General features: G+C 71.2%; 16 protein-coding genes and 1 tRNA gene. 7 read left to right on the top strand and 10 right to left on the bottom strand.

Going from position 1 to position 14,636, the window contains the following annotated elements:
* Complete coding sequence (locus E0H26_RS23785) at nucleotides 1–1,824, bottom strand: hypothetical protein (RefSeq protein ID WP_420812869.1); 1,824 nt, start codon at nucleotides 1,822–1,824, stop codon at nucleotides 1–3.
* Between the two features lie 209 nt (nucleotides 1,825–2,033).
* Between E0H26_RS23785 and E0H26_RS23790 the strand changes: the two genes are divergently transcribed.
* Entirely contained in the window at nucleotides 2,034–2,744 is a 711-nt protein-coding gene (locus E0H26_RS23790; RefSeq protein WP_131307413.1) for a class I SAM-dependent methyltransferase, read from the top strand.
* Nucleotides 2,745–2,830: 86 nt separating this feature from the next.
* On the opposite strand, the gene E0H26_RS23795 is transcribed toward E0H26_RS23790, so the two are convergent.
* Nucleotides 2,831–3,364 carry a YbhB/YbcL family Raf kinase inhibitor-like protein gene (locus tag E0H26_RS23795; protein ID WP_131307415.1) on the bottom strand — a complete coding sequence of 178 codons (534 nt, stop codon included), beginning with the start codon at nucleotides 3,362–3,364 and terminating at the stop codon, nucleotides 2,831–2,833.
* 178 nt (nucleotides 3,365–3,542) lie between these two features.
* Here E0H26_RS23795 and E0H26_RS29430 point away from each other — a divergent pair, with 178 nt between their 5' ends.
* Nucleotides 3,543–3,698 carry a hypothetical protein gene (locus E0H26_RS29430; RefSeq protein ID WP_165521969.1) on the top strand — a complete coding sequence of 52 codons (156 nt, stop codon included), beginning with the start codon at nucleotides 3,543–3,545 and terminating at the stop codon, nucleotides 3,696–3,698.
* Between the two features lie 12 nt (nucleotides 3,699–3,710).
* Here E0H26_RS29430 and E0H26_RS23800 read toward each other — a convergent pair whose 3' ends face one another.
* Entirely contained in the window at nucleotides 3,711–3,908 is a 198-nt protein-coding gene (locus E0H26_RS23800; RefSeq protein ID WP_131307417.1) for a hypothetical protein, read from the bottom strand.
* On the bottom strand, nucleotides 3,905–4,105 hold the full coding sequence (locus E0H26_RS23805; protein ID WP_131307419.1) for a hypothetical protein: 201 nt from the start codon (nucleotides 4,103–4,105) through the stop codon (nucleotides 3,905–3,907). Before E0H26_RS23805 ends, E0H26_RS23800 begins: the two co-directional genes overlap by 4 nt.
* A 198-nt stretch (nucleotides 4,106–4,303) precedes the next feature.
* On the opposite strand from E0H26_RS23805, the gene E0H26_RS23810 reads away from it, so the two are divergent.
* The gene (locus E0H26_RS23810; RefSeq protein WP_131307421.1) at nucleotides 4,304–4,531 is read left to right on the top strand and encodes a winged helix-turn-helix domain-containing protein; all 228 of its coding nucleotides are present in this window, start codon (nucleotides 4,304–4,306) and stop codon (nucleotides 4,529–4,531) included.
* A gap of 845 nt (nucleotides 4,532–5,376) precedes the next feature.
* Here the strand turns inward: E0H26_RS23810 and E0H26_RS23815 are convergent.
* Nucleotides 5,377–5,463, bottom strand: a tRNA-Ser gene (locus tag E0H26_RS23815).
* A 167-nt stretch (nucleotides 5,464–5,630) separates the two neighbouring features.
* On the opposite strand from E0H26_RS23815, the gene E0H26_RS23820 reads away from it, so the two are divergent.
* Nucleotides 5,631–6,608: an NAD(P)H-quinone oxidoreductase gene (locus E0H26_RS23820; RefSeq protein WP_131307423.1), complete on the top strand. Its 978-nt coding sequence runs from the start codon at nucleotides 5,631–5,633 to the stop codon at nucleotides 6,606–6,608.
* Between the two features lie 19 nt (nucleotides 6,609–6,627).
* Here E0H26_RS23820 and soxR read toward each other — a convergent pair whose 3' ends face one another.
* Nucleotides 6,628–7,065 carry a redox-sensitive transcriptional activator SoxR gene (gene soxR / locus E0H26_RS23825; protein ID WP_131307425.1) on the bottom strand — a complete coding sequence of 146 codons (438 nt, stop codon included), beginning with the start codon at nucleotides 7,063–7,065 and terminating at the stop codon, nucleotides 6,628–6,630.
* A gap of 47 nt (nucleotides 7,066–7,112) precedes the next feature.
* Between soxR and E0H26_RS23830 the strand changes: the two genes are divergently transcribed.
* Both E0H26_RS23830 and E0H26_RS23835 read left to right on the top strand, forming a co-directional pair.
* Nucleotides 7,113–7,841, top strand: coding sequence for a transketolase (locus E0H26_RS23830; protein WP_131307427.1), 729 nt, complete (start codon nucleotides 7,113–7,115; stop codon nucleotides 7,839–7,841).
* A 29-nt stretch (nucleotides 7,842–7,870) separates the two neighbouring features.
* Complete coding sequence (locus E0H26_RS23835; protein ID WP_131307559.1) at nucleotides 7,871–8,767, top strand: transketolase family protein; 897 nt, start codon at nucleotides 7,871–7,873, stop codon at nucleotides 8,765–8,767.
* On the opposite strand, the gene E0H26_RS23840 is transcribed toward E0H26_RS23835, so the two are convergent.
* The gene (locus E0H26_RS23840) at nucleotides 8,764–9,471 is read right to left on the bottom strand and encodes a glycosyltransferase family 2 protein (protein WP_131307561.1); all 708 of its coding nucleotides are present in this window, start codon (nucleotides 9,469–9,471) and stop codon (nucleotides 8,764–8,766) included. The genes E0H26_RS23835 and E0H26_RS23840 overlap by 4 nt on opposite strands.
* A 124-nt stretch (nucleotides 9,472–9,595) precedes the next feature.
* Here E0H26_RS23840 and E0H26_RS23845 point away from each other — a divergent pair, with 124 nt between their 5' ends.
* Nucleotides 9,596–11,821: a hypothetical protein gene (locus E0H26_RS23845; protein ID WP_131307429.1), complete on the top strand. Its 2,226-nt coding sequence runs from the start codon at nucleotides 9,596–9,598 to the stop codon at nucleotides 11,819–11,821.
* 24 nt (nucleotides 11,822–11,845) lie between these two features.
* Here E0H26_RS23845 and E0H26_RS23850 read toward each other — a convergent pair whose 3' ends face one another.
* Genes E0H26_RS23850 through E0H26_RS23860 form a run of 3 tightly spaced genes read right to left on the bottom strand, consistent with a single transcriptional unit; the run spans nucleotide 11,846 to nucleotide 14,568 of the window.
* Nucleotides 11,846–12,439, bottom strand: coding sequence for a hypothetical protein (locus E0H26_RS23850; protein WP_131307431.1), 594 nt, complete (start codon nucleotides 12,437–12,439; stop codon nucleotides 11,846–11,848).
* A gap of 55 nt (nucleotides 12,440–12,494) precedes the next feature.
* Nucleotides 12,495–13,892, bottom strand: coding sequence for a HAMP domain-containing sensor histidine kinase (locus tag E0H26_RS23855; protein ID WP_131307433.1), 1,398 nt, complete (start codon nucleotides 13,890–13,892; stop codon nucleotides 12,495–12,497).
* On the bottom strand, nucleotides 13,876–14,568 hold the full coding sequence (locus tag E0H26_RS23860) for a response regulator transcription factor (protein ID WP_131307435.1): 693 nt from the start codon (nucleotides 14,566–14,568) through the stop codon (nucleotides 13,876–13,878). Before E0H26_RS23860 ends, E0H26_RS23855 begins: the two co-directional genes overlap by 17 nt.
* Nucleotides 14,569–14,636 lie beyond the last annotated feature (68 nt).

The following is a 14,636-nucleotide window of genomic DNA, read 5'->3' on the forward strand; positions in this document are numbered from 1 at the left end:
TCAACCGGTCAGCGGCCGGACGTCCCACAGCCACACGCCGCCGGTGTGCACCGGCTCGATGCCGGTCAACGCCGTCATCGCCTGCCGCAGCGCGTCCGCGCTCTCCTGCGGGCCGAGGACCACCGCGCCGGCCCGCCAGTAGCGCAGATCCGCCACCGCCTCCCGGCGGTCCTGCTCGTTGACCGGGGGCACCTCGCCACTGCGCCGTACCTCGGCGAAGAAGCTGCTGGTCGGGCGCGGCGGCGCACTGAACAGGGCGACCAGGTCCTTGCCGGGGCGGGTGTCCGGGCCGAGGAAGTAGCCACGGGCGATCGGCATCTCCAGTCGGGTCTGGGCGGACCAGCGCAGCGGGTCGGCGTACTCGGTGTCCGGCAGCGGCAGGGTGACCAGGCTGCGTCCGCCGGCCAGGTAGGGGCGCCAGGCACCGGAGGTGACGAACTCGGGGGTCGGTTCGAGGCGCTTGGTCGGCAGCGGGGTGGGCAGCACCGGCACCAGCGCCATCGCCAGTACGGTCACCGTGCCGAAGCGGATCTGGGACCGCTGGGCCGGATAGCGGGACGCCAACTCCCGGGCCCGCGCGGCTCCGTAGGCGAGCAGCAGCCCGATGATCGGGGTGATCGCCAACGCCCAGCGGGTCGGCACCACCGAGTGCAGCACCGGAAGGTCCTCCAGCACCGCCCACGGCCCCGGTATGCCGGTCCCCTCGCGGTCGAAGCGGATCTCCCGACCGAGCGAGAGCACCGCGAAGACCAGGCCCAGCGCGGCCAGCGCGAGCACCACGACGTTGCGCCGCAGCCACCACACCAGCGCCGCCACCAGGATCACCAGGGGCCAGCCGAAGAAGGCGTTCTCCTCGGTCGGGTTCTTGGCCAGGCCGGCCGCGCTGCGCGCGTCGCCGGCCAGCGATTCCCGGGCGTACGCGACGAACGAGGCGAGGTCGGTGGAGTAGCCCCGGATCAGCCAGGACAGCCCGTTGTAGGCGCCCGGACCGAAGAACTGGACGTACAGCGGGTACGCCAGCAGCACGGCGGACACCGCCGCGGCCACGCCGAGCCCGGCCAGGAAGGTACGGGTCCGGCCGCGTAGTTCGGGCCGGCCGAGGGCCAGTGCCACGATCACCACGCCGATGCCGATCGCGGTCATCAGCAGGATCTCCAGGTTCAGGAAGGCCTGCCAGACGATCACCAACGCGAGCAGGATGCCGTTACGCAGCCAGCGGCCGGCCTCGGCGAGGCGCACCGTACGCCAGACGATCAGGGGCACCACGTACTGCGACACGATGTTCGGATGCGCGTTGGCGTGCGAGACCATCGCCGGGGCGTACGCGCAGAAGGCGGCCCCCAGCCAGGCCGGGCCGCGTGCGCCGACGAGCACCCGGGAGAGCACGAGATACCAGGCGGTCGCCGTGGCGATCATGCCCAGCGTGAGAAAGAGCAGGAACGCGCTGCGGGTGCCGAACAGCAGGGTGACCGGTGTCATTGGCACCGAAACCGACAGCACTGAGGTGTTTGACATGAGATTGACAGATTCGGGCACGTTCATGCGATCCGACGAAAATGGGTAGGTAAATTCGGTCACCACCCGGGCGCCGTGCGCCATCATCCACTCGAATTGCGCCATATCCGTCTTGTTGTCCCGAATGCCGTGCGTCGGGTTCCACCACATCCGGGCTGTCACCCAGAACGCCAGCAGCGCGAAGCTCACCACGGCGGCGACATCCTTCCACCGCCCTGAGCTGCGAAAACGGCCCGCACCCGCCGACCTGTCCGCCGGCTCTCCCACCCCGGACTCCTCGACAGGGCGGCCCGATTCAGGAGTAGTCATAACAATTCGGAGCGTAGTCGGCCAATCGGGCCGCCGTGCAGGGTTCGGGACACTGGCGTAACATCTGCAAAGTTCGCTGACCACCACCGATCGTGCAGCTAGCCCCGACCAATTCGGCCGTACCAGGCCCCGATAATTTCCGCCGCCCCGGCGGATGGTTCACTCAGTCGGTCCTGGCGCGGTCGAGTCGTATCGTGAGGAATCGACGCATGGCAGAAATCACTGGGGATCAGCGCGTGCAGTCCGAGGTCCTGGAGGGCCTCGCCACCGCGGTCAACCACCGACGCTGGTTCGTCGAGTTGGCCGTGCCCTACCTCGGCGAGAACCCCATCGAAGTCGGCAGCGGCCTCGGCGACTACGCACTGGAGTGGGCCGAGCAGCTCCCCCGGTTCACCGCCACCGAAGCCGACCCGGACCGCCTGGTGTCGCTCAAGGAGCGCCTCGCCGACCGGCCCAACATCGAGGTGCGCCAGATGCTGCTGCCGCACTCGGAGGAGGGCGACTACAGCGCAGCCGTGTCGTACAACGTGCTGGAGCACATCGAGGACCACGTCGGCGCGCTGCGCAGCATGGGCGAGCTGGTCCGGCCCGGCGGAGCCGTCGTCATCATCGTGCCGGCCTTCCAGTTCGCGATGAGCCCCGCCGACATCGCCACCGGCCACGTACGCCGCTACACGAAGAAGACCCTGGCGGCGGCGATGACCGAGGCGGGCCTGCGCGTGGAGAAGATCCACTACGCGAACGCGCTCGGGCTGATCGGCTACTTCATGGCCACCAAGGTCTTCCGGCTGATGCCGAAGGAGGGCCCGATGGTGAAGGTCTACGACACCCTGGTGCTGCCCGCGACCAAGGCCGCCGAGCAGGTCGTCCGCCCGCCCTTCGGTCAGTCCGTCTTCGCCGTGGCCCGTACCCCTGGCTGATCCGCGCGGGTCTCACCCGCGCTCCCCGATCATGAAGTTGGCGAGGTCGCTACGGCACCTCGCCAACTCCATGTTCCGGTCGGAAGTCAGGCGGCGATCTGGTAGGTGGGTCGGATGGTCGCCCGAGCCAGGGTGTGGAAGGTCAGGTTGAAGCCGACGTAGGCCGGGGTGGCTTCCGGGGTGACGTCGAGCCGCTCCACATCGAGCGCGTGCACCGCGAAGACGTACCGGTGCGGCCGGTCACCGGCCGGCGGCGCCGCCCCACCGAAACCCTGCTCGCCGTAGTCGTTGCGGACGGTGAACGCACCGCGCAACTCGTCGCTGGAGGCCCCGCGCGGCAACTCGGTCACGTCGGCCGGCAGGTTCACCAGCACCCAGTGCCAGAATCCACTGCCGGTCGGCGCGTCCGGGTCGAAGCAGGTCACCGCGAAACCCTTGGTCCCGGCCGGGAAGTCCGACCAGGCCAGCTGCGGTGAGACGTTGCCGCCGCCGGTGCTGCCGTGCGCGTGGGCCGCGTCCATCGGTTCACCGTTCTGGACATCCTGGCTGGTCAGCGTAAACGAGGCGACCGTCGGCAGCAGCTCGTACGGGTCCGGGGCGATGGATCGCTCCAAGGTCATCGAGACAGGTCCTTCCGGTGGAAGTGGCGTTCTGCGCCCCCTTCATACCCTGTACGGCCCCAGCATTCGAGGAATCGGCACGCTGCGCCCTGCCGTAACGAAACCCGGCTCATGATCGCCGTAACCGAAAGCCACCCACCGCGTTGTCACCCTGCGACTGTCCGATCGAAGGAGCTCTGTGGCCGGCACCTGGCGCGACTTCCTCACCGCGCTGGTCGACGTCTTCCGACGCCCGGACCAGCAGGCGCTACGCGCCGAGCGCCGCCGTGCCGTGGCGAAGCTCGCCGACCAGAAGATCCGAGACGACCAGCAGGTACGCCGGCCGGAGCGCTGAGGCACCGAAAAGTCACCACGATCCCGCTGCCGCGTCGACCACCGCCGCCCACTCCCGCTCCCACGCCGCCACCACCGGCCCGGCCCACGCCAGTTCCCGGCACCCATCCGGCGTACACACCTCGCACCCGCTGTCCCGATGCCGACTCAGCACGACGCCCGCTGCCATGGCCAGGTCGCGCATACCCACCTCGTCGTACATCGACGTCACGGAAGCCACCCGACGATGCCGGCCACCATCACGACCACCACCATGCCGGCGACGATCCAGCCGGCCGCGAGCTGCCGGCGTGGCAACGGCACGGGGTCGGGCACCGGATAACGCTCCCCGTCGGGGATGGGCGGCCGACCATGCAGGGCGGGGTACGCGGGCGGACACGACCCGTCGTACGGACGCTCGTGCAACATCGGTGCCTCCTTGAGAGCAGGAGGGATGGGACACGCCGACGCGGAGGCGGAGGGGAAGCCTCCGCGTCGGCTGGCATCGCGCTGCCGACGAGATGCCGTACCGCGAACATAGGACCCTAAGTACCCAGAGTCAACGGTGTGTCCTAGGTGCGTCATGTCGGGTGCAAGGCTTGAAGGGCCGACGAGAGGGACCCGACAATGCCACGCACGCCCGTCTACCAACAGGTCATCGACGACATCACCGCGTCGATCCGCTCCGGCACACTCAAGCCCGGAGACAAGCTGCCGTCCATCGCACAGCTCGCCGAGCAGTACAGCGCCTCCGACACCCCGATCAAGCGGGCGCTGTGGATGCTCGACGGTCAGGGCTGGATCGAGACGCACCAGGGCAAGGGATCCTTCGTGGCGACCAACCCGCCAGCCTGAGACGTACCAGCGAGCAGGTCATTCAGCCACCCCTCATCCCTCCACTCGCTGCCACCCCAAGACACCCGAGATCTTGGTACGAGAGCGCCCCTCAAGGGGCACATTCGTACCAAGATCTCCCCGATCCAGGGCGGCACGCTCAAGCCTGGCCTGCTCGGCGCTGCCTGGGGCGGTCAACTGCGGCACGCATTCGTCACGGACGTGTGGTTCGCGCGTCGGACTGGCCGTGGTTATGCGTCGATAGGATGGCCGGCAGGCTCGGTCCGTCGACAACGGAGGATCCCGTGGGGAGAAGCCTTGCGAGGCTCGGACCCCTCTTCGGGGTCATGTTGGCCGTGACGGGCGCAGCCGGGTGTGGTGGCGGTGAGCCCGCCAACGTGGACCTACAGCTCTGGGTGAATGTCTGTGCGGAGGGCGACGCTGGTTGTTCTTTCCTCGGGATTCCGGAAGCGGAAGTGTCATTGGTTGACGTCGGTGGTCAGATTTATTGCGACGGCGAAGTCGGACGCTGTCGGAAAGGTGCTGCTGCCGACAGATGACGCATCGGGCGAAGTGAGCGTCGTCGTGGTCTCGCCATTGATTGAGGGCGGACGGGCGGACGCAAGGAGTCGCCGTTGGTACTGCCGGCCGAGGGTGGGGCGAACATCACGACCGCGGCCCGTAGCGGCAACTTCTCCCCGGCAGGTTGATGGTCTACGCCTCGTACATCGACGGCCAGGACGAGGCAGCCAGGACGAGGCGGCCCGGAAGCGGATCCAGGCAGCGTTGGGCACCGACGAACAGGCCGATACCGTCCCTTACCGGCGTTCGCGCTGGTCAGGTGGTGTTTTTGCTGTCCAAGAGTGCGGAGGGTGTGGGATTCGAACCCACGAAGACATCGCTGCCTTACCGGTTTTCAAGACCAGCGCCATCGGCCACTAGGCGAACCCTCCCAGACCGCGCGCCGCGCGGTCGTGCCTAGTTTGCCACGTCGGGTGGAGCGCCGAACGGCCGGAGCTACCCGTTCCGCCATGATCACTCACCCTGCGTGGCGTGCGGCCCCGGCGGGCGGGTGGTCGGCGTCAGGTGCAGTGCGGGACGCATCGGGTATGACTGGCACATGCGCGCGATCATCGTCACCGAGCCTGGCGGACCCGAGGTGTTGAGCTGGAGCGAGGTGCCCGACCCGCAGCCGGGGCCGGGTGAGGTGCTGGTCGACGTACGGGCCACTGCCGTGAACCGGGCCGACCTGCTGCAACGGCAGGGGCACTACCCGGCGCCGCCGGGTGCGCCGGAGTATCTCGGGTTGGAGTGCTCGGGCGTGATCACCGAGGTCGGCTCGGGGGTGCGCGACTGGGCGGTGGGGCAGCAGGTCTGTGCGCTGCTGGCCGGTGGCGGGTACGCCGAGCGGGTGGCGGTGCCGGTGGGGCAGCTGCTGCCCGTACCGGAGGGGGTTGATCTGGTGGATGCTGCCGCGTTGCCCGAGGTGGCGTCCACGGTCTGGTCCAATGTGGTGCAGGTGGCCCGGTTGGCAGCGGGCGAGACGCTGCTGGTGCACGGCGGCGGCAGTGGGATCGGCACCTTCGCGATCCAGCTTGGCATCGCGTTGGGCGCGAGCGTGGTGGCGACCGCCCGGGGGGCCAAGCACGATCGGTTGCGGGCGCTGGGCCCGGTCCACCTGGTCGACTACCGGGAGCAGGACTTCGTCGCGGAGGTCCGCAAGGTCACCGCTGGTGGGGGTGCGGACGTCATCCTCGACATCATGGGTGCGTCGTACCTGGGCCGCAATGTCGCCGCCCTGGCGGTCGACGGGCGGCTGGTGACGATCGGCATGCAGGGCGGGCGCAAGGGTGAGCTGGACCTCGGTGCGCTGCTGGCCAAGCGTGGCACCCTGGCCGCCACGGCGCTGCGGTCCCGCCCGCCGGAGCAGAAGGCCGCGATCGTCAGCGGGGTACGCGACCAGGTGTGGCCGCTGATCGAGGCGGGTCGGGTGCGGCCGGTTGTCGACCGGCGGCTGCCGATCAGCGAGGCGGCGCAGGCGCACCGCCTGGTCGAGTCGAACGAACACGTCGGCAAGGTGCTGCTGACCGTCGGGTGAGCCTGGCGCGGGCCGAGTCTCAGCGGGGCAGGGTCAGCCGGGCGCCCGGTCCTTCGCCGGCGAGTTCGTCGTCCGGGTTGTTGAGCGCGCAGCGCCGCAGCGACAGGCAGCCGCAGCCGATGCAGCCGTCGAGGTCGTCGCGGAGCTGGCTCAGCAGTCTGATCTTCTCGTCCAGCCGGTTGCGCCAGGTGGTCGAGAGTCGCGCCCAGTCGTCGGCGGTGGGCGTACGCGAGGCGGGCAGCGAGTCCAGCGCGGATCTGATCTCCTCCAGCGAGATGCCGACCTGCTGGGAGATCCGGATGAAGGCCACCCGACGCAGCGCGCTGCGGTGGTACCGGCGCTGGTTGCCGCCGGTCCGGTCGGCGTGGATCAGCCCCAACCGTTCGTAGTAGCGCAGCGCGGACTGGGCCACCCCGCTGCGGGCGGCGAGTTGACCGATGGTGAGTGATTCCTGCATCACATTCGCCTTGTGTTGAACCTCGCTTCAACTTGCAGGCTAGCCGCATGACCTCACTCGCCACCATCGCCACCCGGGTCGCCGAGGCGGCCGCGCCCCTCGACGGCCGGCATCCGGTCACCCCGCTGTTGGAGCGGGTCCGCGCCGGCCGGGAATTCGGCCCGAACGTGTACTCGACCCTCGACGTGCTCTGGGTGCTCTACGACCGCGTCCTGCGGATCACTCCGGCGACCGTCGACGACCCCGAACGGGATCGGTTCCTGCTCTCCAAGGGGCATGCGGTCGCCGGCTACTACGCGGTGCTGGCCGCGAAGGGTTTCGTCCCGCCCGACTGGCTGGACGACCAGGGCGGGCCGGAGAGCCGGCTCGGCGACCATCCGGATCGGACCCTGGTGCCCGGGGTGGAGATCGGTTCGGGTTCGCTCGGGCACGGGCTCGGCCTGGCCGTCGGCACCGCGCTCGGGCTGCGTGCCCAGGGCCTGCTCGACCCCCGGGTGTACGTGCTGGTCGGCGACGCCGAACTGGACGAAGGCTCGAACCACGAGGCGATCGCGTACGCGGGCGCCGCCGGCCTGGCGAACCTGACCGCGATCGTGGTGGACAACTCCTCCGCCACGCACGGCTGGTCTGGTGGGGTGGCCACCCGCTTCACGGTCAACGGGTGGACCGCCGCCACTGTCGACGGCCGGGACCCCGACGCCCTGCACACCGCCCTGACCGGGCAGCACGGCCACCGGCCACACGTCGTCGTCGCAGTCGTGGACAACCAAGCATGAGCGAGCGAAGCGTGGAAGAGGACCTGGGCATGCGGGAAAGCTTTATCGACACCACCACCGATCTGCTGGCCGAGGATCCGCGTACCGCGCTGGTGCTCGCCGACATCTCCGCCGCCTCGTTCGCCCCGGCCGCGGCACGGCATCCGGACCGGGTGCTCAACGTCGGCATCCGGGAGCAGTTGATGCTGGGGGTGGCCGGCGGGCTGGCGCTGACCGGGTTACGCCCCATCGTGCACAGTTACGCGCCGTTCCTGGTGGAGCGGGCGTACGAGCAGATCAAGCTCGACCTCGACCACCAGGCGGCGAGCGCGGTGCTGGTCAGCGTCGGCGCCTCGTTCGACCGGGCGGCGGCCGGGCGGACCCATCTGAGCCCGGCCGATGTCGCGTTGCTCGACACCCTGTCCGGCTGGACCGTGCACGTTCCGGGGCACCCGGCCGAGGTGCCCGGACTGCTGCGCGCGACGGTGGCCGCCGAGACTTCGGCGTACCTGCGGCTGTCGGCGCTGAGCAACGACCACCCGTACGCCGGTGCCGGGGACTTGGTGGTGGTGCGGGACGCGGGTCCCGGCGCGGCCCTGCTGGTCGCGGTCGGCCCGGTGCTGGACGCGGCGCTGGCCGCCGCCACCGGGCTGCCGGTGACGGTGGCCTACACCCACCGGCCGCGTCCGTTCGACGTCGCCGGGCTGCGTGCCCTCGCCGGCACGGAGGTGATCCTGGTCGAGCCCTACCTGGCGGGGACCTCCGCCCGCCTGCTCTCGGCGGCACTGGCGGACCGGCCACACCGGCTACTCACGCTCGGCGTGGGGCGGGAGGAACTGCGCCGCTACGGTGCGGCCGAGGACCATCTCCGCTGGCACGGCCTGGATCCGGCCGGGTTGCGTCAGGCGGTGGCCAGGTTCCTCACTCCGGCCACGGCCGCCGTCTAGGACCGGGTGTCGTCGGCGGGGCGGCGACGGGTGCGCTCGCGACCGAGGATCCAGAGCGCCTCGACCCCGTCCCGCCAGGTGATCTTCTTGCCTTCCTCACGGCCCCGGGCCCGGTAGCTGATCGGCACCTCGTACGGCCGGATCCGGCGGCGCAGCAGCTTGCCGGTCACCTCGGCCTCCATGCCGAAGCCACGGGAGCGGACGTCCAGCGAGCGGTAGAGCGCGACCGGCATCAGCTTGAAGCAGGTTTCCAGGTCGCCGATGTAGGAGTTGAACAGCACATTGGCCGCCATGGTGACGCCCTTGTTGCCCATCACGTACCAGAAGCTGTAGGCGCTGTGGCTGCCGAAGGTGCGGTTGCCGTAGACGACCGTGGCCCGGCCGTCGAGCACCGGGGCGAGCAGCCGGGGGATGTCCTGCGGGTCGTACTCCAGGTCGGCGTCGAGGATGACCATGTATTCACCCTCGGCGTTGGCGACCGCCGTACGGATGGCCGCACCCTTGCCTGCGTTGCGTTGATGGGTGATCACACGCAGTCGCGCATCGTCGGCCCGCCCGAGGACCTCTCCGGTGCCGTCGCGGCTGCCGTCATCGACCACCAGGAGTTCGATCTCGCACGGATACTCCACGGCCAACGCCTGCTTCAGGGCGTCCGCGATGCGTTCTTCCTCGTTGTATACCGGCATGAGGATCGACAGCTTCACGGGAATCTCCACGAGGGCGGCAGTGTGTCGGCCATAGCCTAGCCTGGCAGCTCAGCACTGTGGTGGCGACTACCGATGGAGATCGGGGATCGGGCGCCCAGGCTGATGGTGTTTACTTCCGGCCATGTCGGCCGCCGGCTTTCCGCTCATTCTGGCCCCTGTCGCCGCCATCGTCCTGCTCACCACGGCGTTACGGCCACAGGCCCGGGACACCGTCGCTCCTCGACGGCTCGCGGTAGTCCGGGCGGCCCTGGCCACCGGCGCGTTCGCGGTGCTGGCCGTCGAGGTGCTGGGCGCGCTGCGACTACTGACGGTGCCCGCGTTCGCCGTGGCGTGGCTACTCTTCGTGGCGGTTTGTGCGGTGGCGGCCGGGTGGCGCCGCCGTCTCGACCGGGCACAGCCGACGTCGGACGCGGCAAGGGTGGCGTCCCTTCCGGACTCCGCCGGCCGACCCGCTGCCCCACCGCCGCCCGCCCTGGTCGGGGCGGCGTCGGGCGCGCCGGTAGCCGCACCGGCCACCGGGTTGCGGCCCGCCGATCCGAACCCGCCGGCACCGACCGGCGGCGCGCAGCCGGCACCGGAAGCAGCCGGCTGGTGGGCGGCGGTCACCGGATTCTGGCGTACGGCGGGTCGGGGCGAGCGGCTGCTCGCCGGCACGATCGGCGGGCTGGTCCTGGTCGAACTGCTGATCGCGCTGCTGGCCGCACCGAACAACTTCGACTCGCAGACGTACCACCTGCCGAAGGTGGAACGCTGGGTGGCGCAGGGTGATCTGTCCTTCTGGGCCACCGCGATCCACCGGCAGGTGACCATTCCACCGGGTGCCGAGTACCTGCTGCTGCACCTGCGGTTGTTCACCGGCTCGGACGCGCTGTACCACCTGGTCCAGTGGGCCGCCGGGCTGGGTTGCCTGCTGGCGGTGGCCCGGCTGACCGCCCAGTTGGGCGGCGGACGACGGGCCCAACTGCTGACCGCGTTCGTGCTGGCCACCACGCCGATGGTGACGCTTCAGGCCACCAGCACCCAGACCGATCTGGTCTGCGCGGCCTGGGTGGTCTGCGCGGCCACCGTCGCCCTGGACGGGTTGCGGCGCCGGGCCGGGCTGGGCGACCTGCTCGCCCTGGGTGCGGCCACCGGGCTGACCGCGGTGACCAAGACCAGTGGGCTGCTCGCGGTGGGGCCGCTGCTGGTGCTCTGGGGGTTGGGCCAGTTGCGCCTGGCGTACCTCGCCCGGCCAGCCGGACGACGGATCCCGGCCGGCGGCCTCGCCCGTACGGTCGGCGCGTCCGTGCTGATCCTGGTCGTCGCCGGCACCGTGGTCGGCCCCTTCCTGGGTCGGGTGTACGCCGAGTTCGGTCATCCACTCGGGCCGGATCGGCTCCGCGAGTCGGTGCCGATGGAACGGCACGATCCGCCGTCGGTGCTGGTGAACGCGCTTCGCATCGGGCACACCGCGCTGGACACCCCGCTCGCTCCGCTGCGCCACGTCACCGCCGAGGCGATCATCGGGGTGGCCGGACTGCTCGGGGTCGATCCGCAGGACCGCGCCATCACCTTCGGAAGGGAGAGCTTTCCGGAGCCGTCCTGGTATCCGGACGAGGACCGGGTGGCCTTCCCGCTGGCCGGGGTGCTGGCACTGCTCGCCGTCGTGGCGGCGGTACGCCGGCCGGGCCGGATCAGCGCCGAGTCCGCCGGGGCGTTGCGGGCGTACAGCCTGGCGGTCGTCACGGCGGTACTGCTGCACACGGCGATGATCAAATGGCAGCCCTGGGGAAACCGGCTGCTGCTCTACGCGGTGGTGGTGGCGGTGCCGCTGGCCGGGCTCTGGCTGGACGCGCTGCTTCGCCGGTCGGCTTCGGCGCGGCTCACCAGCCCGGCCGGGGGTGGACGCCGGCCGATCGCCGCGTCCCTCGTGGTGGCAGTGTTGGCCACCTGTGCGCTGGCCGGCGTCTTGGCGGTGTCGTACGGCTTCCCCCGCCGGCTGGTCGGCGCTGGCTCGGTCTTCACCACCGCCGAGTGGGATCTGCGTTTCCTGCGGCGTCCGCAGTGGGCGGAGGAGTACCGGTGGGCGGCCGACGCGGTACGGGCCGCCGACGCGCGCCGGATCGGCCTGTCACAGCGCAACGACGACTGGGAGTATCCCTGGTGGCTGCTGCTGCGTGACGAGGCCGGCCGGCCACCTGAGCTGGTCGCGCTCCAGTCGGTGTTGGACGACCGCCCGGCGGCCGACCCGGCGTCGGTGGACGCGATCGTCTGCGTCGGCAGCCGTACCCTCTGCGCGGATCTGGTGCCGGACGGCTGGCAGTTCGAGTTCCGCAGTTACGTCGGCTACGCCCTGCCCGACCGTTGAGCACCGGCCCTGCGGAGACCGCCCTCAGTTCTGTGTGAAGGGGACGACGATCAGGCGGGCGGTGGGGCTGTCGCCGGTCTTGGCGCCGGCCACACCGAGGGTGGTGCCGACCTTGATGTCGGTGGGCTGGATCGTCTTGCGCCGCTCGATCACCCGCAGGTCGGCGGCGAGGGTCCAGGTCTGCGTGAATCCGTCGGTCGACCTGATGGTGATCTTGTCACCCTCGACGGCGGTCACCTCACCGCGTTGTACGGCGATCGTCTTCGTACCGCCGTCGCGGGTCTGGACGACGGCCTCGCCGTGCAGGGTGTCGCGGCGCAGCAGCACCCGGGCCGCCCGACGCTTGCGCCACTCCTCGGCCCGCTCCTCGCGGGTCCTGCCGGGGGTCGCGGACGGCTCGGTCGACGGTTCGGAGGCGGCCGGCTCAGGGTCCAGCTCGGCGGGGTCGAAGCCGAGCGCGGCGAGGGCCTGACCTTCCGCTCCCATCGCCGCGACCACGTCGAAGGCGGCCTGCGCGGCGGTGTCCGGGCCGGTACGGTTCACCCCGCAGCCGGTGGCGCCCAACGTGATCGCCACCAGCAGTGCACCGGTGGCGGTGACGGATCTCCTGCGTGCCATGTCTCGTCCTCTCATCGGTGATGCCCCAGCCTCACCGACCCGGATGAGACAGCCGTCAGGACGATGTTCGGGGCAGGTAAGGAACCGGCGGCAGGTGGACGGTGAAGGCCGCGCCGCCCTCGGGGGCGTGGCTGGCGGCGATCTGCCCGCCCAGCCGGCGGACCAGACCGGCGGCGAGGGCCAGTCCCAGCCCGCTGCCGACCTTGCGTAGCCCCCGGTACCGCTGGTGCAGCGCGCCGCGTTCGAAGGCGACCGCCAGGTCCTCGTCGGTCAGCCCGGGGCCGCCGTCGCGAATCTCGATCACCGCGCCGGCCGCCGGGTCCGGCCCGGACGGGCGAACCGCGAGCACCACCGGCGCGCCCGGCGGTACGACCCGCAGCGCGTTCTCCAACAACCCGTCGACCACCTGCCGGATCCGCCCCGGATCGGTGTACGCGGGCACCGGCTGCGCGGCCGTCTCCAAGCTGAAGCGGACACCGACGGCAGCGCAGCGATCGGCCCAGGTACGGCCCGCGTCGGCGGCCAACCGGGCCAGGTCGACCGGCGCCGGTTCGAGCGGGAAGTCGACCGCCTCCAGGCGGGCCAACGCCAGCAGATCGGCGACCAGCCGGTCCAGGTGCGCCGCCTCGGCCAGCATGGTCGCCCCGGTCTCGGCCGCCGACTCGGGCGCGATCACGCCGTCGGCCAGCGCCTCGGCATAGCCCCGGATCGCGGTCAGCGGGGTCCGCAACTCGTGCGAGACGGAGAGCAGGAACTCCCGCTGTCGCCCCTCGCTGGTAGCCAGGGCGGTGGCCAGTTCGTTGAGCGCGTACGCCAGATCCGCCACCTCGGCGGGTGGTTCGACGGGCAGCCGTACCGACCGGTCCCCGGCGCGCAGCCGGGTGGCGGCGTTGGCCGCCCGCCGAATCGGCCCGGCCAGCCGGCGGGCGAGCAACCCCCCGGCGAGCGCTCCGGCGGCGAGGCCGGCCAGCAGCGGCAACCAGAGCCCGCGCAGCACCTGCCGCCAGACGCCCGCGCCGGCCGACCTGGTCAGCACCACGCCGTCGCCGCCGGGCAGCGCCCGTCCCTCGACCAGGGCCCGCTGCCCGGCGATCAGCCGCCGGCCGGAGACGTCCCCGCCGCCGGCCACCCGGTTCACCAGCTGCGGTGGCAGGCCGGGCCGGTCGGCGGCGCCGCCGGAGATGACGTAGACCGTGATGCCCTGGGCGACGAACTGCCGCACCAGCCGCTCACCGGCCAGGTCCCGAACCCGGCCCGGACGGGCCCGCAACAGGTCGGCGGCGAGTTGCGCCTGCGCGGCCAGCGCCTGCTGGTCGCGCCGCTCGGCGGCACGGACCGCCACCGGCACCGCGACCAACGCGGTGACCAGCACCGACACCAGGGCCACCGCGCAGGTGACCAGCACCGCGCGGGCGGTCAGCGTACGACCGGGCGGGTCAGGCGTCGGCGGCATAACCGACGCCACGGTGGGTACGGATCACGCTCGCCGCGCCGAGTTTCGCCCGGACCTGCGCCACGTGCACGTCGACGGTGCGGGTGCCCGCGTGCGCGGTGTACCCCCACACCCGGGCCAGCAGCTCCTCGCGGGTGAAGACCCGACGCGGCCGGCCCATCAGATAGGCCAGCAGGTCGAATTCGGTGCTGGTCAGTTGCACCGGGGCGCCGTCCACGGTCACCGCGCGGCGGCCCGGGTCGAGCGCGACCCGACCGAGTACGACCGGCGGTCCGGCCCCCTCCGGCGGGCCAGCGGTGCGCCGCAGCACGGCCCGGACCCGGGCGACCAGTTCACGTGGGCTGAACGGCTTGCTGACGTAGTCGTCGGCACCCAGTTCCAGACCGACGATCCGGTCCACCTCGTCGTCGCGGGCGGTGAGGAAGATGACCGGTGTCCAGTCGCCGGCCTCCCGCAGTCGCCGGCAGATTTCCGTGCCGGGCAGGCCCGGCAGCGCGATGTCGAGCACGCAGGCCACCGGGCGCAGCCGGCGCGCAGCCGCCAGGCCGGCTTCGCCGTCCCGTTCGACGTGTACGCCGAAGCCGTCCCGGCTGAGGTAGAGCCGGACCAGGTCGGCGATGCTCGGCTCGTCCTCCACGACGAGGACCAGCCCGGGCCTCGGGTTGTCGACGGTCACCCGGCCATGATTGCCGATTGCCGAGTCGCCCGGACCTGCGCCAATGTTCGGGTTGGGTAAGAACGCCC

The organism is Micromonospora zingiberis (assembly GCF_004331455.1).
Lineage (GTDB): Bacteria > Actinomycetota > Actinomycetes > Mycobacteriales > Micromonosporaceae > Micromonospora > Micromonospora zingiberis.